The sequence below is a fragment of the Paraburkholderia fungorum genome (genome assembly GCF_003610895.1).
Classification (GTDB): Bacteria; Pseudomonadota; Gammaproteobacteria; order Burkholderiales; family Burkholderiaceae; genus Paraburkholderia; species Paraburkholderia fungorum_B.
Window position 1 is genome coordinate 122,961 of the sequence record NZ_MCAS01000011.1, and the last position, 21,236, is coordinate 144,196.

At 62.5% G+C, this 21,236-nt stretch carries 16 protein-coding genes; 12 read left to right on the forward strand and 4 right to left on the reverse strand.

Translation table 11 applies throughout. The annotated features are described in order from the left end of the window. Positions 1-59 precede the first annotated feature (59 nt). Positions 60-950: a LysR substrate-binding domain-containing protein gene (locus BCY88_RS12565; RefSeq protein WP_120344562.1), complete on the forward strand. Its 891-nt coding sequence runs from the start codon at positions 60-62 to the stop codon at positions 948-950. Here the strand turns inward: BCY88_RS12565 and BCY88_RS12570 are convergent. Continuing rightward, the gene (locus tag BCY88_RS12570; protein ID WP_120344563.1) at positions 897-4,493 is read right to left on the reverse strand and encodes an indolepyruvate ferredoxin oxidoreductase family protein; all 3,597 of its coding nucleotides are present in this window, start codon (positions 4,491-4,493) and stop codon (positions 897-899) included. The two genes, BCY88_RS12565 and BCY88_RS12570, sit on opposite strands and share 54 nt — an antisense overlap. 97 nt (positions 4,494-4,590) lie before the next feature. Here BCY88_RS12570 and BCY88_RS12575 point away from each other — a divergent pair, with 97 nt between their 5' ends. After that, positions 4,591-5,496, forward strand: coding sequence for a LysR family transcriptional regulator (locus tag BCY88_RS12575; protein ID WP_120344564.1), 906 nt, complete (start codon positions 4,591-4,593; stop codon positions 5,494-5,496). A gap of 211 nt (positions 5,497-5,707) precedes the next feature. Here the strand turns inward: BCY88_RS12575 and BCY88_RS12580 are convergent, their stop codons facing one another. Beyond that, positions 5,708-6,607, reverse strand: a complete 900-nt coding sequence (locus tag BCY88_RS12580) for a LysR substrate-binding domain-containing protein (RefSeq protein ID WP_120344565.1) — start codon at positions 6,605-6,607, stop codon at positions 5,708-5,710. Positions 6,608-6,705: 98 nt separating this feature from the next. On the opposite strand from BCY88_RS12580, the gene phnA reads away from it, so the two are divergent. Beyond that, entirely contained in the window at positions 6,706-7,935 is a 1,230-nt protein-coding gene (gene phnA / locus BCY88_RS12585; RefSeq protein ID WP_120344566.1) for a phosphonoacetate hydrolase, read from the forward strand. 51 nt (positions 7,936-7,986) lie between these two features. Continuing rightward, positions 7,987-9,276 carry an MFS transporter gene (locus BCY88_RS12590; RefSeq protein WP_120344567.1) on the forward strand — a complete coding sequence of 430 codons (1,290 nt, stop codon included), beginning with the start codon at positions 7,987-7,989 and terminating at the stop codon, positions 9,274-9,276. A gap of 22 nt (positions 9,277-9,298) precedes the next feature. On the opposite strand, the gene BCY88_RS12595 is transcribed toward BCY88_RS12590, so the two are convergent. Both BCY88_RS12595 and BCY88_RS12600 read right to left on the reverse strand, forming a co-directional pair. After that, positions 9,299-10,369: an MBL fold metallo-hydrolase gene (locus tag BCY88_RS12595; RefSeq protein WP_120344599.1), complete on the reverse strand. Its 1,071-nt coding sequence runs from the start codon at positions 10,367-10,369 to the stop codon at positions 9,299-9,301. A 36-nt stretch (positions 10,370-10,405) separates the two neighbouring features. Continuing rightward, complete coding sequence (locus tag BCY88_RS12600; RefSeq protein WP_120344568.1) at positions 10,406-11,062, reverse strand: peroxiredoxin; 657 nt, start codon at positions 11,060-11,062, stop codon at positions 10,406-10,408. A 569-nt stretch (positions 11,063-11,631) separates the two neighbouring features. Between BCY88_RS12600 and BCY88_RS12605 the strand changes: the two genes are divergently transcribed. The 8 genes from BCY88_RS12605 to BCY88_RS12640 all read left to right on the forward strand — a co-directional run bounded on the left by BCY88_RS12605 (position 11,632) and on the right by BCY88_RS12640 (position 21,180). Further along, positions 11,632-13,323: a glycoside hydrolase family protein gene (locus BCY88_RS12605; RefSeq protein WP_147408514.1), complete on the forward strand. Its 1,692-nt coding sequence runs from the start codon at positions 11,632-11,634 to the stop codon at positions 13,321-13,323. A 221-nt stretch (positions 13,324-13,544) separates the two neighbouring features. Continuing rightward, a complete protein-coding gene (locus BCY88_RS12610) occupies positions 13,545-15,716 on the forward strand; it encodes a TonB-dependent receptor (protein ID WP_120344570.1) in 2,172 nt (723 codons plus the stop codon). A gap of 15 nt (positions 15,717-15,731) precedes the next feature. Further along, the gene (locus tag BCY88_RS12615; RefSeq protein ID WP_120344571.1) at positions 15,732-16,424 is read left to right on the forward strand and encodes a MotA/TolQ/ExbB proton channel family protein; all 693 of its coding nucleotides are present in this window, start codon (positions 15,732-15,734) and stop codon (positions 16,422-16,424) included. A gap of 2 nt (positions 16,425-16,426) precedes the next feature. Then, on the forward strand, positions 16,427-16,825 hold the full coding sequence (locus BCY88_RS12620; RefSeq protein WP_120344572.1) for an ExbD/TolR family protein: 399 nt from the start codon (positions 16,427-16,429) through the stop codon (positions 16,823-16,825). Position 16,826: 1 nt separating this feature from the next. Further along, on the forward strand, positions 16,827-17,558 hold the full coding sequence (locus BCY88_RS40705; RefSeq protein ID WP_120344573.1) for an energy transducer TonB: 732 nt from the start codon (positions 16,827-16,829) through the stop codon (positions 17,556-17,558). Beyond that, positions 17,555-19,111, forward strand: coding sequence for an alkaline phosphatase family protein (locus BCY88_RS12630; RefSeq protein WP_120344574.1), 1,557 nt, complete (start codon positions 17,555-17,557; stop codon positions 19,109-19,111). The genes BCY88_RS40705 and BCY88_RS12630 overlap by 4 nt, the downstream gene beginning before the upstream one ends. Then, positions 19,101-19,823 (forward strand): response regulator transcription factor, encoded by a 723-nt coding sequence (locus BCY88_RS12635; protein WP_259461371.1) that lies wholly within the window; start codon positions 19,101-19,103, stop codon positions 19,821-19,823. Before BCY88_RS12630 ends, BCY88_RS12635 begins: the two co-directional genes overlap by 11 nt. After that, on the forward strand, positions 19,810-21,180 hold the full coding sequence (locus BCY88_RS12640; protein ID WP_183081352.1) for a sensor histidine kinase: 1,371 nt from the start codon (positions 19,810-19,812) through the stop codon (positions 21,178-21,180). The genes BCY88_RS12635 and BCY88_RS12640 overlap by 14 nt, the downstream gene beginning before the upstream one ends. Positions 21,181-21,236 lie beyond the last annotated feature (56 nt).

The window sequence follows — 21,236 nt, forward strand, 5'->3', positions numbered from 1 at the left end:
GCTTTACTTTTGCGGAAAAAGTGGTCTATAAACGAAATTATTTTGATTTCAAATCAACAATGAAGACCACACTGGATGAACTGCAAACCTTCGCGACCGTGGTCGACATGGGATCGATCACGGCGGCCGCCCAGCAGCTTGACCTGACGGTCTCGGCGGCGAGCCGCACGCTCGCGAGACTCGAGGAGAAGCTGAAGACGACCTTGCTGCGCCGAACCACGCGCCGGCTGGAGCTAACCGAGGAGGGGCGGGCGTTTCTGCAGAATGCGCGGGCGATTATCGAATCGGTGGAGAGCGCGGAGGAACAGATGGTGGCGCGGCGCGACATGCCGTCCGGGCGGTTGCGGGTCGACGCCGCGTCGCCGTTCATGCTCCACGTGATCGTGCCGCTCGTGCGGGGGTATCGGGAGCGCTATCCGCATGTGGAGCTGGAACTGAACAGCAACGAGGGGATCATCGATCTGCTGGAGCGGCGCACCGACGTCGCGATCCGGATCGGCAGGCTGAAGGATTCGACGTTGCATAGCCGGCTCATTGGCAACAGCCGGCTTCGTATTCTGGCGAGTCCCGGTTTTCTGGCGGAGCACGGCCAGCCACGCAAGGTCGAAGATCTCGGCAAACATGCGTTGCTGGGATTCAACCAGCCGGAGTCGCTGAATGTCTGGCCCGTGCTCGGCGCCGACGGCGAGCTGCAGCGCATCGAGCCTACGGTCTGGTCGTCCAGCGGCGAGACGCTCAGGCAGCTGGCGCTGGATGGCGTTGGTATCGTCTGCCTGTCGGACTTCATGACTGGGCAGGATCGGGAATCGGGACGCCTCGTGCAGATTCTCGGCCGCCAGACCCAGGACATCCGGCAGCCGATCCACGCCGTCTATTATCGGAACACCGCTATTTCCTCAAGAATTGCTTCGTTTGTCGACTACCTGGTCAAAGCGTTCGAGACTCGGTGAGGCACGATAATCGCGCAGCCACTGTTCGCGTTTCGTCGCGGCCGCGACGACATTGCGCTCCTTGACGTGCCCGAATCCGCGAATTTCATCGGGCAGATTGGCAAGCTTCATCGCCGCCTCGAAGCGCGTGCTGTCGAGCGTTGCGCAGAACTCATCGATCAGCATGACGTACTGTTCGATCAACTCACGTTCATTGCGGCGCTCGGACGTCTTGCCGAACACGTCGAAGGTGGTGCCGCGCAGGACTTTGAGTTTGGCGAGAACGCGGAACAGGCTCAGCGTCCATTGACCAAAGCGCTGTTTCTTCAGGTGGCCGTGTTCGTCGCGTTTCGCCAGTAGCGGCGGCGCGAGATGAAAAGCGAGCTTGTAATCGCGGCCCGGTTCGCCTTCGAATTGCGCGCGCAGTTTGTCCAGGTAAGCGGGGTCCGCGTAGAGACGCGCAACTTCGTACTCGTCCTTATAGGTCATCAGCTTGGCGAGATTGCGCGCGACCACCGGCGTGAGGCGTAGCTTCGCACCCGCTGCCAGCTTCGTTTCGGCGGCGCGCATGCGGGTGACCACCTCCATGTAACGAGCCGCATAGCGCGCGTTCTGATAGAGGCCAAGCCGTTCCACATTGCGTTCGATGAGACGGTCGAGCGATTCCGGCATTTGCACCACGATCGCCTGCTGCTTTCCGGCACGCGGCGCAAACGCATCGGCTGCGGTTTCGCCATGCTGCGCGACATAGCGGCCCCACGCGAACGCGAGTCGATTCTTCTCCACCGCGACACCGTTAAGCTCGATTGCCCGGTCGAGGCTTTCGTAGCCGACCGGCAGCCAGCCGCGTTGCCACGCAAAACCGAGCAGCAAGGGATTGGCGTAGAGCGTGTCGCCGAGCAGTTCGAGAGCAAGACGATTTGCGTCGATGAAATCGCAGTCGGCGCCGACACTCTTCAACAGGTCGTGCCGCGTCTCGTCGGCGGGGAAACTCCACTGCGGGTCGCGGACAAATTGTGCGGTTGGCGTCGCGCTACTGTTGATCGCCGCTCTCGTCACGCCATATTGCGTGCGGGAAAGCACTTCAGCGGACGCGGAAACGATGGCATCGCAGCCGATAATCAGACGCGCTTCGCCGGTGGCAATGCGCGTGGCGTGCAATTGATCGGGGGTCGCGGCAATCTGCACGTGACTGAGCACCGCGCCGCCTTTCTGCGCGAGACCCGCCATGTCGAGTACGGTGACGCCTTTGTTTTCGAGGTGAGCGGCCATGCCCAGCAAGCCGCCGATCGTCACGACACCGGTGCCGCCCACACCGGTTACCAGCACGCCATAAGGCTTCGACAAGGGGGCCATCACAGGCCGGGGCAGCGCCGCGAAATCGGGCAGCGCGGTGTCCGGACGGGCTTTAGCGGGCTTCTTCAGCTGCGCGCCTTCCGCCGTCACGAAGCTCGGGCAAAAGCCATTCACGCATGAGAAGTCCTTATTGCACGACGACTGGTTAATCTTGCGCTTGGTGCCGAGCGGTGTTTGCAGCGGCTCGACCGAGAGGCAGTTCGATTGCACCGAGCAGTCGCCGCAGCCTTCGCACACCGCGTCGTTGATAAACGCGCGTTTGGCCGGATCGGGATAAGTGCCGCGTTTGCGGCGCCGGCGCTTTTCGGTTGCGCAGGTCTGGTCGTAGATCAGAATGGTCGTGCCCGTCACCTCGCGTAACTCGCGCTGCAACCGGTCGAGTTCATCGCGGTGGTAGACCTTCACGTCATCCGGAAGACGGACCTTCGCATCGTATTTCTCGGGCTCGTCGGTGACGATCAGCACCCGTTTCGCGCCCTCGGCCGTCACCTGAAACGCGATCTGCGGAACCGTGAGCACGCCGTCGACCGGCTGGCCGCCCGTCATCGCGACCGCGTCGTTGTAGAGGACCTTGTAGGTGACATTCGCGCCCGCCGCAATCGATGCGCGAATCGCGAGAAGACCGGAGTGAAAGTAGGTGCCGTCGCCGAGATTGGCGAATACGTGCCGCTCATTCGTGAAATGCATCTGCCCGGTCCACGCGACGCCTTCGCCGCCCATCTGGCTGAACGTCTCCGTATTGCGGTCCATCCACATCGACATGTAGTGGCAGCCGATACCGGCCAGCGCGCGTGAGCCTTCCGGCACGCGGGTCGACGTGTTGTGCGGGCAGCCGGAGCAGAACCACGGCTGACGTTCGGCCACTGAACGCGGCGTGGCGGCTTCCCGTTCCTTGGCCTCGATAATGGCAACGCGCGCTTCGATCCGCGCGCGCACGTCGGCCGGCAGATCGGCCTGTGCCAAACGCCGCGCGATCGCCTTCGCAATCAGGGCGGGCGAGAGTTCGTAATGCGCCGGCAGCAGCGTCTGCCCGCGCGGCACGGACCATTCGCCGCCGGCGTTGTCGCGCTGATCGAATTTGCCGAATACCTTGGGACGAACATCGTCGCGCCAGTTGTACAACTCTTCCTTGAGCGCATATTCGAGGATCTGGCGTTTCTCTTCCACGACCAGGATTTCGTCGAGTCCGGTGGCGAAGTCACGCGCGTTCTGCGCATCGAGCGGCCACACGCAGCCCACTTTCAATACGCGAATGCCGATGCGCGCGCAGGTCTCGTCGTCGAGCGACAGATCGGCGAGCGCCTGCCGCACGTCGAGATAAGCCTTGCCCGCGGTCATGATGCCCAGACGCGGCGTGGGGCTGTCGATCACCACGCGGTTCAGTTTGTTGGCGCGCACGTAGGCGAGGGCCGCGTACCACTTGTGATTGAGCAGACGCGCTTCCTGCGCGAGCGGCGGATCGGGCCAGCGGATATTGAGTCCGCCGTCGGGCATGTCGAAATCGTCGGGCAAGACGATCTGCAGGCGGTCCGGATCGATATCGATCGACGCGCTCGATTCGACCACGTCGGTCACGCATTTCATCGCGACCCACAGGCCGGAATAGCGGCTCATTGCCCAGCCGTGAAGTCCGTAGTCGAGATATTCCTGCACGCTCGACGGATAGAGCACCGGAATGCCGCTCGCGACGAACATATGCTCGGACTGGTGCGCAACCGACGACGACTTCGCCGCATGGTCGTCGCCCGCCAGAACCAGCACGCCGCCGTTCGGATCGGTGCCGGCGGAATTCGCGTGCTTGAACACATCGCCTGTGCGGTCGACGCCCGGGCCTTTGCCGTACCACATGCCGAATACGCCATCCACCCTGGCGCCAGGCCAGAGATTGAGCTGTTGCGTACCCCATACCGCGGTGGCCGCGAGATCCTCGTTAACCCCAGGCTGGAACACGACATCGTGTTCCTTGAGATGCTTCTTCGCTTTCCACAATCCCTGATCCAGCGCGCCGAGCGGCGAGCCGCGATAGCCGGACACATACCCCGCCGTCTTGAGGCCGGCTCGCTGGTCGCGCGCCTTCTGCAGCATCGGCAGACGGACCAGCGCCTGCGTCCCGCTCATGTAGACGCGGCCTTTTTCGAGTGTGTATTTGTCGTCGAGCGAAACGGTGGCGAGTGCGTCACGTAGCTCGGGCGATAGCGGGGCGTTCATGGTCCATGTCTCCGATGGCTTTATTTCAGCCCGAGTATAGGAAGCGGAATTTCCATCGTAAAATCACGAATACCGAATCCTGCTATTCGAAAAACACATGTCAAAAGACATCACCCTGCGGCAGATGCGTTACTTCGTGGCAGCCGCGCAAAGCGGGCAGTTTTCGATGGCGGCGACGGTCGAACACGTATCGCAATCCGCGATTACGAACGCTGTACTCGCATTAGAGGAAACCCTGGGGACGCGGCTGTTCGAACGTTTGCCGCAGGGTGTTGCGTTGACACCGGACGGGCAGGACTTCCTGAATCACGCGCGGCACATACTCGACTCCGTGCGCGACGCGGTCTACAAGGCCCCGTTCCGTTCGCACGACCTGAAGGGGACGGTGCGTATCGCGGCCTCCTATACGCTGCTGGGCTATTTTCTGCCGGAACTGATGGCGCGCTTTCGCGCGACTTACCCCGATGTCGAGATCGATCTGCACGATACGGACCGTGCGTCGATCGAACAGGCGGTGCTCGAGGGCGAGGTCGATCTCGGCATTGCGTTGCTCTCGAATGTGGAGAATATCCGGCGTTTTCAGCACCACACGCTGATTCGTTCGCGGCGGCAGTTATGGACGTCGCCCACGCATCCGCTGGCGAAACTCAATGCGCCGTCGCTCGCGGATATTGCGAACTATCCGTATATCCTGATCACCGTGGACGAAGGCGAAGAGTCCACGCTGCGCTACTGGCGGCGCAATGAAATCGAGCCGAATATCGCGTTTCGCACGGGTTCGATGGAGGCGTTACGCGGTCTCGTGGCGTATGGCTTCGGTGTGACGATTCTGTCCGATATGGTATTTCGTCCGTGGTCGCTGGAAGGCAAGCGGATCGAAGCGCGGCCTATCCTCAACGCGATTCCGCAGATGGATGCGGGCATGTTGTGGCGCAAGGGCTCGACGCTGGATACGCCGGCGGTGGCGTTTCAACAGTTCCTGATTCATGCCTGCGGAAGTTGAGGACGGGAGGCGAAGTTACAGACTGATTCGCGCCGTGACGATGCTGTCATGACGCCGGTGCTTTCGGAACTATCCGTTTTTCGCATACCCGGATGCGTGGCCTGGGCGCTGCGTAACCCACGCTTCACCACGTCGAGACTTGGCGAAAATACGATGGCGGAAACGGTGGCCCGGGAACCTGGTGATCCGAATGATTTAACCCGTCTGGCGCTTACTTGCCGGGACGATCGCTCTCGCTGCTCGATCGCAGCCACTCGACGAAATCCCGCATATGCGTGGGCTTGTCGGCGTCCAGCGGCACCAATGCATAGTAAGTCGATCCCGCTGAAGTCAGATTGGGAAACGGCTTTTGCAGACGCCCCGAAGTACATTCCGCCTCGAGCGTAGGGAACGGCCCGATACCGAAACCCAGACCGTCGACGACGGCCTGCACGGTCACAAAGAAATGATCGAACCGCAAGGTTCGGCCGGCTCGAAGGGTCGGCTGACCGGCTGTCTCGGCCCACATCTCCCAATCCCGGGGACGCGACTCCGTGGTGAGCCAGGTTTCGTCGGCAAGCTGTTCAATCGACAGAATGCCGGTTTTCGCGATCAGCTTCGGGCTGGCGATCACCGTATTGCGCTCCCTGAACAATGGCCACGCCTGAAATTGCCCGTCGGCAGGGACCTCGCGGCGAATCGCCAGATCGAAACTGCCGCGTAAGGTGGAATCGGTGGAAAGCGCCGTGGAAACGCGCACGTCCACGTCCGGACAGATCGCCTTGAAGGAGGGCAGGCGCGGGATCAGCCAGCGCATCGCAACCGTCGCCGACGCGCTGACGCGAATCACCTTGAGGTGCTGGCTCTTTCCATACCGTTCCGCCGCGTCCGCAATCTGATCGAAAGCGACGCTGATCTCACGGGCGAAGGCCCGTGCGTGCCCGGACGCCACCATGCTTTGTCCGTCCCGCACGAATAGCGGCTGGCCGAGCCAGTCCTCAAGGATGGCGATGTGACGGCTCACGGCGCCGTGAGTCAGGTTGAGCTTTCGCGCAGCGGCGGAGTAACTGCCCGCGCGCGCGGCGACTTCAAACACACGTAAAGCATTGAGCGGAGGGAGTTTGGATCGCATGTGTGAGTTTATCTAGCAAGTTCGGCACAAATTTGTCGATTGTGTGAGCAGATTGAACATCATACGCTGATGCAAACTGACCCAGAAAGGTGCCCCCCATGAGCAAATCGATCACTGTTAATTCCCGAGCCTATCGGCTGCCGACCGCCCCGACGATCGTGGTCTGCATTGATGGATGCGAACAGGAATACATCAACCAGGCCATCCTGGCTGGCGAAGCGAAATTTCTTGCCGGGTTGCTGTCGTCGGGCACGGTGCTGGCGGGGGACTGCGTGGTCCCTTCCTTCACCAACCCGAACAACCTCTCGATCGTCACCGGCGCGCCGCCCTCGGTGCATGGCATCTGCGGCAACTTCTTCTTCGACGAGGAGACTCAGGCCGAAGTCCTGATGAACGACGCCAAATACTTGCGCGCGCCGACCATTCTCGCGGAGATGGCCCGTGCCGGCCGGCGCGTGGCCGTCGTGACTGCGAAGGACAAACTGCGCAGTCTGCTCGGACATCAGTTGAACGGGATCTGTTTTTCGGCTGAAAAGGCCGACCAGGTGAACCTCGGCGAGCACGGCATCGAGAACATCGTCGCGAGAGTCGGCATGCCGGTGCCGTCCGTGTACAGCGCTGAGCTTTCGGAATTCGTATTTGCGGCAGGGCTTTCCATCCTGCGTGAAGAGCGCCCCGATCTGATGTATCTTTCGACGACGGATTACGTCCAGCATAAGCACGCGCCCGGCACGCCGGAAGCGAACGGTTTCTACGCGATGATGGACGACTACCTGGCGCGCTATCACGCGGAAGGCGCCGTGTTGGCGATCACGGCCGACCATGGCATGAATGCGAAGACCGATGCCGTGGGCCGGCCGAATATCGTGTTTCTGCAAGACCGGCTCGACGAGCGATACGGCGCGCACACGACACGCGTGCTCCTGCCGATCACCGACCCGTATGTCGTGCATCACGGCGCGCTCGGCTCTTACGCCACGGTCTATTTGCCCGATCACGACGAGCAGAAACAGCGCGACGTGGCCGCGTTTATCGCGGCGATCCGCGGCGTCGAGGCGGTTTTGACCCGCGCCCAGGCTAGCGAGCGATTCGAGTTGCCGCCCGAGCGGATCGGCGAACTCGTGGTGCTCGGCGAAAGGCTCACGGCGCTCGGCAGCGCTGCCGACAAACATGATCTCTCCGGGCTCACCGTGCCGTTGCGCTCGCACGGCGGTCTGTCCGAACAGAAAGTGCCGCTCATTTTCAACCGCAAGCTGGCCGGTATCGACGACGCGCGGCGTTTGCGCAATTTCGACGTCATCGATCTCGCACTCAATCACCTCGCCTGATAACGAAAAACGGCCAGCGCGGCGAAGACCGCGCGCCGCATGGAGACAGCAATGCCCACAGATACGCCTGACGCGTTGCAGTACGCGTCGATCAAAGGGAGCACGACGTTCGCGCAATACAAGTGGCGTGCGTTGATCGGCGTGACCTTCTGTTACCTGTTCTACTACACCGGCCGGCAGACGCTGGGTTTTGCCGTCGCCGGTATTCAGCATGACTACGGTCTGTCGAAGTACGAGATCGGCTGGATTAGCGCGACGATGCTCTGGTGCTATGCCGGCGGCCAGTTCATCAACGGAAATCTGGGCGACAAGCTGGGTGGCAAGACGATGATGATCGCCGGGGCCGTCCTGTCGCTGGCCGCGAACTGGTTATTCAGTTTCGGCCATACGTTCCTGTTCTTTCTGCTGGCGTGGGGGCTCAATGGCTATTTCCAGTCGATGGGTTTCGCGCCAGGCAGCCGCCTGCTTTCGAACTGGTGGGATCACAAACATCGCGGCTTCGTATATGGCATCTATGTGGGCTTTTCCGGATTCTCTTCGGTGCTCGCCTATATTTTTCCGGTCGTCATTCTGGGGGCGATGCAGCTTGGCTGGGTCTGGATTTTCCGTCTCGCGCCGCTTTCCATGCTGCTCGGTGCGCTGGTGTTGCTGCTATTCGTTTCTGAACGGCCGGAGGCCCGGCATCTGCCCGCTGCGGACCATTCGGAAGACGCCGCTTCTTCCGAGGAGCCGGGCGACGAACTGACGAGCGCGCAGCGCTATGCGCTCGTGATGAAAAACTGGCGCCTCTACGTCACGGGTTTCGCAATCGGTTTTCAGAACGCCGCACGGTATGCGCTGGTTGTCTGGGTGCCGGTCCATTTTCTCGGCATGGACTGGAAGAACTCGTCGGCGCTGATCGACCCGAAGTGGATCACGGTCGCGTTGCCGGTCGGCATGGCGCTGGGTTCGCTGTCCAATAGCTGGATCTCGGACGTGCTGTTTCAGGGGCGCCGCTATATGGCGATCGTCTGGTACATGGTGCTGGCCTGCGCGACGGCTATCTTCATGATGTTCGTACCGCACGGCAGCATGCTTGCGATCGTGCTGCTGTTCCTGTGCGGCTTTTTCGTGTTTGGCCCGGCGTCTTCTTTCTGGGCCCTGTGTCCTGACATTTTCGGACGTCGCGCGGCGGGGACGGCGACAGGCGTGCTCAACACCATGTCCTACATGTTCGCCGGTATCGGCGAGCCGGTGATCGGCCACATCATCGATGCGACCGGTCATACGGGGATCATCTTTCCGATTGTCGCGGGGCTTTGCGCAGCAAGCGCGGTGCTGTCGATGTCGATCCGGCGCTGAGGCGCGGCGCCCGGAGAAACCCTTAGATGCTGCCGTTCTCGACGGCGCGGCCTTCTGCGCGCCAGCGGAGCATGCCGCCGGGCAGGTTGGCAACCCGCTCGAATCCGGCCTGCCGCAGAATGATCGTGGCTTGCGCGGAGCGCCCGCCGGCCCGGCAAACGGTCACGATCGGGCGCTCCTTCGTGAGTTCGGCGGCGCGCCCGGCCAGGTCGCCTAATGGGATGAGCGTGGCGGCCTGAATGCGCCCCAACGGTCCGTCGAACTCGTCGGGCTCACGCACGTCGACGATCTCCACCGCATGCAGATTTTCCTCGAGCCACTGGGCGTTGATTTCCCAGATTCCCGCGAAACTGCATGTCAGCGGCGCCCAATCGGGTTCCGCCATCTGCGCGGGGTAGCTCGCCGCCAGGCCGCATTTCAGGTTTGCGGGCACGGCTATGTCGATCTGCTTCGGATGCGGCAAGCGCAGATTCGTCATATAGCCGGCGAAATCGTCTTCACACAGTTCGCCGCCAAGGCGCGGATTGAAGCGCCGCTCCTCGTCCACACTCGTGACCGTCAAGCCGCGATAGTCGTGGGCCGGGTAAAGCAGGCACGCGGCGGGCAGGGTAAAAATGTGATTGTGGATCGCGCGAAACATGGCGTGTGCGTCACCGCGCTGGAAATCCGTGCGCCCCGTGCCCCGGATCAACAGGCAATCGCCCGTAAACGCCATGGTTTCGTTGTCGAGCACGAGCGTGATGCAGCCATCGGTATGACCCGGTGTCGCGCGTACGGTGAGGTACCTCGGACCAAACTCGACCCTGTCGCCATGGCTCAGATAGCGCTGTGCGCCTTCGGCGCCGCTCGCCGCCGATATCGCGATCTGACTACCTGTACGGCGATTGAGCATCCACGCGCCGGTCACGTGATCGGCGTGGACGTGGGTCTCGATGGTGTAGAGCAGATGCAATCCAAGCTCGTTGATCAAGGCGGTGTCCCGGCGCGCCTGTTCGAATACCGGATCGACCAGCACGGCTTCTCGCGTCGTGCTGTCGGCGAGAAGATACGTGTAAGTTGAAGACTGCTGATCGAATAGCTGCCGGAAGATCAACACAGTTTGGCTCCGAGGTTCGCGTTTGCGGGTACTTTACTTGGGTTGCTCAACGTAGCGCAGGTAAGGCTTCACCGTTTTGAAGCCCTGCGGATATTTTTGCGCCGCGGCATCGTTTGAAACAGAGGTTGGAATGATCACGTCTTCGCCCGGTTTCCAGTTCACCGGCGTTGCCACCGAGTGTTTCGCGTTGAGCTGCAGTGCATCGAGCAGGCGCAGCACTTCGTCGAAATTGCGGCCTGCGCTCATTGGATAGACGAGCATTGCCTTGACCTTCTTGTCCGGCCCGATGAGAAACACCGAGCGGATGGTGGCATTGTCCACGGCGGTGCGCGGTCCGCCGCCGCTTGCCTCGGGGTGAATCATATCGTAGCGCTTCGCGACCGTCAGGTCCGCGTCGCCGATCAGCGGGTAGTTGATCGCGTGGCCTTGCGTCTCCGCGATGTCCTTGACCCACTCGTTATGGTCACTGACCGGATCGATGCTGAGCCCGATAATTTTCGTGTTGCGCTTGTCGAATTCCGGCTTGAGGCCCGCCAGGTATCCGAGTTCCGTGGTGCAAACCGGGGTGAAATCCTTTGGATGCGAAAACAGGATCGCCCACTGGTCGCCGATCCATTCATGAAAGTGAATGGTTCCTTCCGTGGTTTCGGCAGTGAAATCGGGCGCGTCTTCTCCCAGTCGAATTGACATCATTAGCCTCCATAGGGTGGGTGCATCAGGGTGCCCGTGTCGCGGTGGAGCGGGGTACGCCAGGGCTACCTGGGGTTGGGTTTCGATTGATCCGACTCGAGATCGCCCCAAGGCCGGTTGCATGGCATCGCCCTGGCGGACCATTCGCGGGTCGCCCATATAGCGTAGAACAAAAAAAGACTTTCGCTATCAGCAGACGTTAGGGTGAATCCGCCGTTATGGCGGCCAGCTTTGCTGGCACACCGAAGAAACACCCCCGCAGGTTGATCCGCTTCGTGCCCGGATTGCTGCGATACGTGGGCGCAGCCGTCTCGCTGCCAGCCCAGTTTATGTTCGTAAGATCCGTGACCCGTCATCGACATGGCGCTTTCGCATCATGCGCTCACGTTAGACAGCGGATCTGCAGAACCCTCCTCGCGACGCGCGACACACCGGTCAAACATCGCACCTCTGCAGTCCAGACAGTTCTACGCATTTTTTCAGTACCCCGCGGTGCGCGCTCGAGGCGTGCGCTGCGGGCTTGTGTTTGGTCTGTCGGCTCCATCAATCAAAACATGCAGAGGGGAAGTATGAGGAAAGTCTCGTTCATGGCGCTGTCGGCGATAACGCTGGCAAGCGCGTTAGTGGCCGCCTGCGGCGGCAGTCTCAACAACGACCCGGCACCCACCGCCGCCACGTCGCCGGCCGGCGCGTCGGCGCCCGTTGCGGCGTCAACGCCGGCGGTTGCGGCAGCAAGCGTCAAGTGGTCGCTGGATAGCGGCGTGCAACCGGCGGCGGCCCAGATCAACGTGGGCACGTCGATCGGCAAGGGCGCCGGCGCGACGCCGTTTACGCTCGACAAGCTGGCGCTCGATCCGAACAACACGCAGAACACGAGCAACCCGTTTCTGACGACGGGCAACGTGCCCGACACGGCCGCCGGCTATTGCGACTACACCGTCACGCCGCCGGTTCGGAAGACCTATGCGACCGGCTCGAAGTTCGTCATGCCGCCGACCGATCCGCTCGTCAACATGGCGCCGTTCTATTTCCCGCTGGTGTACACCAGCAACCTGACGACGACCGGCAACGTGAACGGCACGACCACGCCGATCATCGGCCTGTTCGACTGGCGTCCGAAGGACATCAACGAATCGGTTGTCGCAGCTGAATCGGACGACAACGGCAAGACCTGGTACTTCATGCAGAACGTGCTGGAACTCAACCCTGGCGTGTGTCCCGCCACGATCACGAGCACCAATGCAGCGACCACCGCCGACAACGGCTGGGGCCATGCATCGCTGCTGCAACTGCCGGGTACGCAGGCCGCGACCGGTCAGATGCTCTACACGCTCAATCGCGACCCGGCCAAGGTCGACGTGGCGCCGCTGAACGTGATCTCGCTGCCGCTCGCCAGCGCCAAGTTCCCGATCTGGAACACCAACAACACCAACGTGGGCGGTCAGGACATCGCCGCCGTCGCGACGGCGACCACCAACACGGCGGGTGCGGTCAACCCGGTCGTCGTGCAGCAGACGAGCGGTTTGCTGAACCCGGACGGGATCATGGCGGTCGTGCCGAACACCGACCCGACCAAGCCGACCACGGTGCTGTACGTACAAAAGATCCTGAATGGCGACAACACGGGCAGCACCGCCATGCCGGTTGCCAACCAGTGCGCGAAGGCGCCGTTTAGCGGCAAGACCAACCACGACATTTCGAACGTGCGTCTGGCCACGACGAAGGACGGCGTGAACTTCACCGATCTGGGTGTGGTGAGTGGCCTGAACGATCCGACCACGGTGGACTACAACGGCACCCGCTGGATCAGCCCGCGTGGCACGCTGATCGATATCAACGGCGACGGCAGCCGCTGGGGCCTGTACTTCTCGGGTGGCAACTGTCTGGACGGCGACTCGGACGCGTTCCACTACATCGGCTATGCGGAGTCGAGCGACCTGAAGACGTGGACGGTCTATAACGACATCAACAGCCCGATCGCGTCGATCAATTCGATCACGACGACCAACCAGGGTGGCGCGAAGACCACGGTGACGATTCCTGCCAAGGCGCCGATCATCCCGACGCAAACATGGTTTGCTCAGCGTCTCTATGCACCGACCGCCATTCAGATCGATGCGACACACCTGAGCGTGACGTTTGCCGGTTATGGCGTGCAGTCGCCGAACACCAATCTGCTGAACTACCGTCAGATCGGCAATGTGGTGCTGACGGCCAGCAAGGCGCTGCCGAAAGCACCGAACAACATCAACAACCAGTAAGGAACTGGCCCGATTCAGGCGCGGCGCGGTGGCGCCGTGCCTGAATGGATGGCAGAGCAGGCCGCCCCGGTTGGCAAACCGCGGCGGCTTTTCCCGTTTTTGTTGCGCATGCAACCGGATTAGGTTCGTAAGGTATCCATCACGGTCGATTAACGCCCGGTCTTTAGCATGGCCTTATTCGCTGATCACTCGACGGTCATTCAAGACAAGGATGCTGAAACATGCAACGGGTACGTTCAAGGTTCCGCAAGAAACCGCTTACGCAGTTCGTTCTGGCCTCGCTTTGCGCAGCCGGCACGCAGCTTTCCTTCGCTCAGGCCTCCGGGGATCTCGGCTCGGTGCAAAGCACGGCGACGGGGTCGTCCGCCGGCGCCGCGGCGCCCTCCGGCAACGTGCAGTCGGCACCGGCCCAGGCGCCGTCGCAAGGGGTGTTGAGCGCAAGCGAGCCGAAGTCGATCGTTAGCCGCCACTACATCGAGAACAGCACGGCGCCGAGCGCGAACTATAGCGACATCATTCAGATTTCCCCGAGCGTGTCCAATATCGACCCTAACGGTGCGGGTTTGATGGAGTCGCAGAGCCTGTCGATTCGCGGCTTTCAGGACGGTCAATACAACGTGACCTTCGACGGTATTCCGTTTGGCGACTCGAACGACTTCACCCATCATTCGACATCGTTCTTCTCGTCGCGCAATATCGGTTCGATCGCGGTGGATCGCGGTCCAGGCGACGCTTCGCAGATCGGCTTTGCGACCTTCGGCGGCACGATCGCCGTGCAGTCGGTGGAACCGTCGCTGACACCGAAGTTCACGGTTTTCGGTTCGTACGGCAGTTTCAACACCTGGACGAGCGGCGCCGAACTCAACACGGGCGACATGCAGCAGTGGGGCGATGCGCGCGCGGTGGTCGGCTACAACCACGTCGGCAGCGACGGATACCTGACCAACGGGGCGCAGCGCCGCGACAATTTTTTCTTCAAGCTCGACAAGCCGCTCGGCGACGACACGCTGCTCACCTTGTATGCGGACTACAGCCGCATTCACCAGAATGTGTCGCTCGGCGCGACGGCCGCGCAGATTCGCGAGTTCGGGCCGAACTTTGGCCTGAGCGGCGATCCGTCGAGCCAGTCGTACTACGGCTACAACTTCGATCGCATCAGCACGGACTTCGAGTACATCGGCATCAAAACGAAACTCGCGGACTGGAAGATCGAAAACAAGCTGTACACCTACGCGTATTACCACGACGGCTTCAATGGTCTGGACCCGAACGGAGAAACGCCGAACGGCACCACGTTCGGGCCGAACAACGTGCCGGGCCAGCAGATGGCCAACAACTATCGCGCGTTTGGCGACGTGGTGAACGCCGAGCGGCAGATCGGCCCGGGCAAGCTGCAACTCGGCGCGTGGCTCACGCATCAGTCGAATTTCCGCGACAACATGAACGTGGACGATTCGCTGAATTTCGCGCTCGAGCAGTTGAACTTCACGATGCACGACACGTTCCTCACATTCGAACCGTTCATCCAGTACGAGTGGCAATTGCCGCACGGTCTGACCGTGACGCCGGGCGTGAAGTACGTGTCGTTCAATCGCAGTATCGATTCGCCGATCGATCAAGGCTCCGGCGCGGCGGTGGACTTCAGCCATACGTGGACGAAGGTGCTGCCGTCGCTGACCCTGCATGAGCAGATCAACCCGAACTGGAGTGCCTATATCCAGTACGCCCAAGGTTTTCTCGCACCGAACCTGAATGTGTTCTACGTGCAGAACCCATCCGTCTCCGGCCAGCCTGACCCCGAGCAGACGGACAACTATCAGATCGGCACCACCTACAGGACCGACCGGCTCACCGTCTCCGCGGACCTGTACTACATCAACTTCCGCAACGCGGTGACGAGCCGCGTGGTGGGCGGCAACGCGACGTTCTCGAATGCGGGCGGCGCGGTCTACAAAGGCTTCGAATCGGAAGCGACGTTCTATGCCGGACTCGGTTTCAGCCTGTACGGCAACCTGACGTTCAATTCGGCCAAACAGAAAAGCACCGACACGTGGATGCCGAACGCACCGCAATCCACCGCCGCTCTCGGTCTGATCTATGAACGCGGTCCGCTGTACGGCTCGTTGATCACCAAGTTCGTCGGCCATCAGTTCGGCGACACGGGCGACACGCAGCCGCTCGGCGGATTCGCGGTGACGAACCTGTCCGGCGTCTACACGATCAAGAGCCCGGCCGCCTGGATGCACAACACGCGCATCGGCCTCGAAATCGACAACCTTTTCAACCGCACCAGCATCAACGGCCTGGCCGGCTATACCGCAGCCGACAACACGCCCTTGTACTGGACGATTCCCGGTCGTGCGTTCGTCGCCACGCTGTCCACCGACTTCTAACTGGAGATTGATTCAATGAATGTCGACACCCTGCTGCATCTCGCGAACGACTCCGGCGGCGTGCTGTATGCCATTGCGGCGATGCTGTTCGTCGCGCTGACCGTGATTCTCGAGCGCTTCTGGTTTCTGCATCGCCTCGCGGCATGCGGTCGTGCCGCGCTCGACCAGATCGACCGGGTCGATCATCTCGACGCGGCGACGCTCGCTTCGCTCACTCGGCAATATGGCGATCTGCCGGTCGCACGGCTGTTCGCGACGGCCACGCGCTTGCAGGCCACGCACAACCGCGAGGAACTCGACGCGCGTTTTAACGAGGTCATCATGCGCGAGGCGCCGCGCATCGACCGGCTGCTGTGGGTGCTCGACACGATTGTCACGCTCGCGCCGTTGCTTGGCCTGTTCGGCACGATCATCGGCATGTTCAACGCGTTCCAGGTGTTGTCGAATCCGGGCAACGCGCCGACCCAGGTGACGGGCGGCGTCGCCCAGGCGCTGGTCGCTACCGCGTCTGGCCTGTTTGTGGCGATGCTGGGGCTGGTGTTTTTCAACGGGCTGCATAACCGGGTCCGCTCCGTCGTGCATCAACTGGAAACGTTGAAGGCAGCGCTCGTGAATCGCATGACCGGCCTCGCCCATGAGCCGGTGGCGAGAGGCGAACGGGAAGGGCTGCGCGCCGTGGCTGGAAAGCCGGTGTCGCAAGGAGCATGACGATGAAGTATTTCGAAGCGCGCAAAGCACGCATCGAGATCATCCCGATGATCGACATCATGTTCTTCCTGCTGGTGTTCTTCATCATGATCACGCTGCACATGATTCCGAACGCAGGTCTGAAAACGCAGTTGCCGTCGAGCGCGAGCACTCAGGCGTTACCGCCGGCAAAGGTGCTCGTCACACTGTCCGACGACGGGGCGATGTCGGTCGAGGGCAAAACGCTGACGGCCGCGGAACTCACGGCGATGCTGTCGGCGCGTCCCGATGCGGCGCATACGGCGGTGACCATCGCCGGCTCGAAGGTGGCGCAGATCCAGAAACTCGTGGCCGTGATGGACGCGTGCCGCGCGGCGGGCGTGTCGCAAATCGCGCTGGCCGCGCAACCCGTGGCGCAGTGAGATGGCGACGATCTCAGCATATGTCCGTGCGCCCGAGCGGCGGCGTATCTATCTGGCGGCGGCGCTTGCGCTCGCCGTGGAGGCCGGTGTGCTCGCCGGCGCCTATCTGTTGTTGACGCATCGGCCGGTGGCGCAAGCCGAGCCGCCGGCGATGGCGTTGACGCTTGCACCCGCAGCTCCGGCGCCGGCGCCCGCAGCGCTACCACTCGTGCCGCCGGCGGCGCCTCGGCCGCAGCCTCAGCCCGCAGCGCACCCGCCTCAGCCCGTGCATCGCCTCGAGCGGTCGGTGACACAGCGCCCGGCCATGCCTGCGCCCGCGCCGGCAACGCCACCTGCGCCGCAGCCCGCACCCAGCGTGCCGTCGGCGACACCAACGGAGCCGCCTGCTGAGCCTCATCCGGCAGCGCCACCGCCTGTGACTGCGGCCGCGACACCCGCCAAACCGGGCGCGAGCTTCGAAGCCGCTTTGCGGGCGGCCATCCAGTCCGCGTTGCATTACCCGGAGTCGGCACGCATGGGCGGTATCGCCGGGCGCACCCGGGTGTCGTTCGACTACCGCGACGGCGCGATTTCCGATGCGCGGGTCGTCGTTTCCAGCGGCGTTGGCCTGCTCGATCGCGCCGCGCTGGCGGCGGTGCGCGACGCCGTGTGTCCGAAGCCCGAGCCGGCCTTCGCGGGAAAGACGCTTTCCGAACAACTGTGGGTCACTTTCAATCTAAACGAAACCGAATGAAACCGATTCTTTCCGCTCTGACAATCGCACTCTCGCTGTCCGTTCCCGCCGCAGGCACAGCCTGCGCGGGGGAACTGCCGCCGGGGGCACCGGTGCAACACGTGCTGCTGATCAGCGTCGACGGTCTGCACACCAGCGACCTCGCCAACTTCATTCAGGCGCACCCCGATAGCACGCTCGCGAATCTGTCGAAGCAGGGCGTCGACTACACCAACGCCCATACGGTCGAGCCGGCTGATTCGTTTCCGGGCCTGCTGGCTCTTGTTACAGGCGGCACGCCCGCGGTGACCGGCGTGTATTACGACGACTCGTACGATCGCGAGCTTGCGCCACCGGGCAGCGATTGCAGCCGCACGGGGACACGGGTGCGTTATGACGAGTCGCTCGACATGACCGGCCCCGACGGGCGGGATGCAATCGATCCGGCCAAACTGCCGCGCGATCCGCAGCACGCCTGCGCGCCGGTCTATCCGCACGCGTTCCTGCGCGTCAATACGATCTTCGAGGCGGTGCGCGATGCGGGTGGCTACACCGCCTGGACCGACAAGCACCCGACTTACGAACTGGTCGAGGGGCCATCCGGTCACGGCGTGGACGATCTGTTCCTGCCGGAAATCGGCGCTAACTACGAAGGCCTGAGCAACGTGACGACCCGTGAGATCACCGGTTCGCTCGGCAAGACGGAAGACTACGACGATCTGAAAGCGCGCGCGATCATCAATGAGATCGACGGCTTGAGCCACGATGCCAGCCGGCACACAGCCGTGCCGAACGTGTTCGGGCTGAATCTGCAGGCGGTGAACGTCGCGCAAAAACTGTATGGCTATCGCGATGCCGAAGGCGGCCTGACGCCGGGTGTCGATCGCGCGATCGGCCATGCGGACCGGTTGATCGGCCAGTTCGTCGGCGAACTTGGGAAACAGCATCTGCTCGACGAAACGCTCGTGATCGTGACTGCCAAGCACGGCAACGGGCCGATCGACCCGGCACGTCTGAGCAAGATCGACGAGCGCCGTCTCCAGAAGGTGATCGACGCCGCCGCGCCCGGTGCGCTTGCGCAATTGACCACCGATCACGGCGCATTGATCTGGCTGCACGATGCATCCGCGACGCAGCGCATCAGCGCCGCGTTGCGCAGCCAGGCGAAAGCGCTGGGCATTGCTGACGTGCTGAGCGGCGAGCGCCTCGCGCTGCGGTTTCCCACCCCGCTGCAGGACAGCCGCACGCCCGACATCGTCGTGGTGTCGCGCGACGGTGTCATATTTACGCCACCAAAAGATGGCAAGCTCGCCGAACACGGCGGTTTTCATAACGACGACACGGCGGTGGCGCTGCTGCTCGCGAGTCCGCGGCTTGCGGATCAGGGGCGCCACGTGACTTACCCGGTTTCGACAACCCAGGTCGCCCCCACCATTCTGGCCGCGCTTGGCTTGCCACCCGCCGCGCTGCAGGCGGTCGCGCAGGAAGGCACCGCGGTGCTGCCGGCCGCGACGTGGGCGCAGCCGCGGCAACTGGCTCAGGATCAACGAGGAACGCATCCACTTGGCAAGTGACCTGCCGATTTCCCTGCTCTGCGGGGGTACGCCGAGCGTGCTGGTCGTCGAGGACGATCAGCACGTCGCGCTCGAAATTCATGCGGCGCTCGAAGACTACGGTTTCGAAGTGGAATGCGTGCCGACCGGTCACCATGGTTTGCTGCGCGCGCTGAACGGCGACTTCGACGCCGTGGTGCTCGACCGCATGCTGCCGGACATCGACGGCCTGTCGATCCTGTCCACCTTGCGCAACGTCGGCAAGCGCACGCCGGTGCTGATCCTCAGCGCACTGGGCGCCGTCGACGAACGCGTGCGGGGACTGCGAACCGGCGGAGACGACTACGTGACCAAGCCGTTCGACGCGCTCGAACTGACCGCGCGGCTGAACGCATTGCTGCGCCGCCATTCGTCGGTGGGCGAGCCGTCCTTGCTGTGCGTCGGCGATCTGACGTTCGATCCCGCCACGCGCGTCGTTCAGCGTGCCGGGCAAACGCTCGAACTGCAACCACGCGAGCTGGCGCTGCTCGAGTTCCTGATGCGCCACGCGGGGCAAGTCGTCACGCGCGCGATGCTGTTCGAGTCGGTGTGGAATTACCCCTTCAATACGCAGACGAATGTCGTCGATATGCATATTTCCAATTTGCGCCGCAAGGTCAGCTGCAATGGGCGCCTGCCGGCCATGATCGTGACGGTGCGCAATGCCGGCTACATCATCCATGCCGACAGTTAAGCGCCCGGCGCGGCTGAGCGCCGGCCGCGCGGGCAGCGTCGGCTGGCTGGTGATCGTTTTCGTCGGTTCCGCGATCGCGCTGTTCGCGCTGCTGTACTGGCTGACGACCAGCTATCTGCTGCATGAAGTCGACGAACGTCTGCGTGGCGAGGTGGCCGAATTCCACACGATCGGCCGTGCCGAGGCGATTGCGAGCATCGCGGCATTGAGCCGGCGCGATATCGCCAACAGCAGGCCGTATGGCGTGTTCGATACAAACGGTGCGTGGCTCGCGGGCAACGTGGCGACCCTGCCAGCCGAGCCGGAGCGCAAACCCTTCAACTACACGCAGACGTTCCTGGACGGCGGCGCGCAGGTCGAAGGCCACTATCGCGGCATCATTGTGCCGACCACCAGCGGTGTGCTGATCGTGGTCGGACATTCGATCGACGAGATCATCGTTTTCGACCGCACCCTGGTGAAGACGCTATGCGCGGGTCTCGCGCTGACGATTCTGCTGGCGATCGGGTGTGGCGCCGCGCTCAACTGGATGTCGAACCGGCGCATTCGCGCGATCAGCGAAGCCAGCCGTGAAATCATGAAGGGCAAGCTGAACCGCCGTCTGCCGACGCGCGGCACGAACCACGATCTCGACCGGCTGGCGGTGATCGTCAATACGATGCTTGACGAGATCGAACACCTCGTCGAAGAGGTGCGCGGCGTTTGTGCCGGCATCGCGCACGATCTGCGCACGCCGATGACGCACTTGCGCGCGGGGCTCGAACGGGCCGGCCGGCGCTCGCGAACGACTGAAGACTATGCGAGCGCGATCGATAGCGCGATCGTGCAATCGGACGTGGTGCTCAATCGTTTTACGGCGCTGCTGAGGATCGCCGAGATCGAAGCGGGCGGACGCCGGGCGAGTTTCGGACCGGTATCGCTCGACACCGTATTGCGCGATGTCGTCGAACTCTATGAACCGCTGGCGTTCGAGCGGGGATTGACGATGAAGTTGCAAGCAGTCGCGCCGGTGGAAGTCATCGGCGATGCGGATCTGCTCTTTGGCGTGGTCGAAAATCTTCTCGACAATGCGCTGAAGTTCACGCCACGAGGCGGCGAGATCACGCTCGAAGCGCGCCGGGTCGACGCGCTCGTGGTCCTGGAGGTGGCGGATACGGGGCCCGGTATCGAACCCGGCGAGCGCGAGGCGGTGTTCCGGCCGTTCTATCGCAGCGGTGGCGCGAAAACGCAGGCAACGGTTGGGCATGGCCTCGGGCTGAGTCTTGTTGCGGCGATTGCGCGGGTACACGGCGCGGACATTTCGATCAGCGACAACCAGCCGGGCTGCAGGATGCTGATGCGATTTGGACAGGATTGAGGTTCATGCAGCCGTGCCTTTGCGGCATGGCTTGAGCGATACGCATTGCCGGCTGT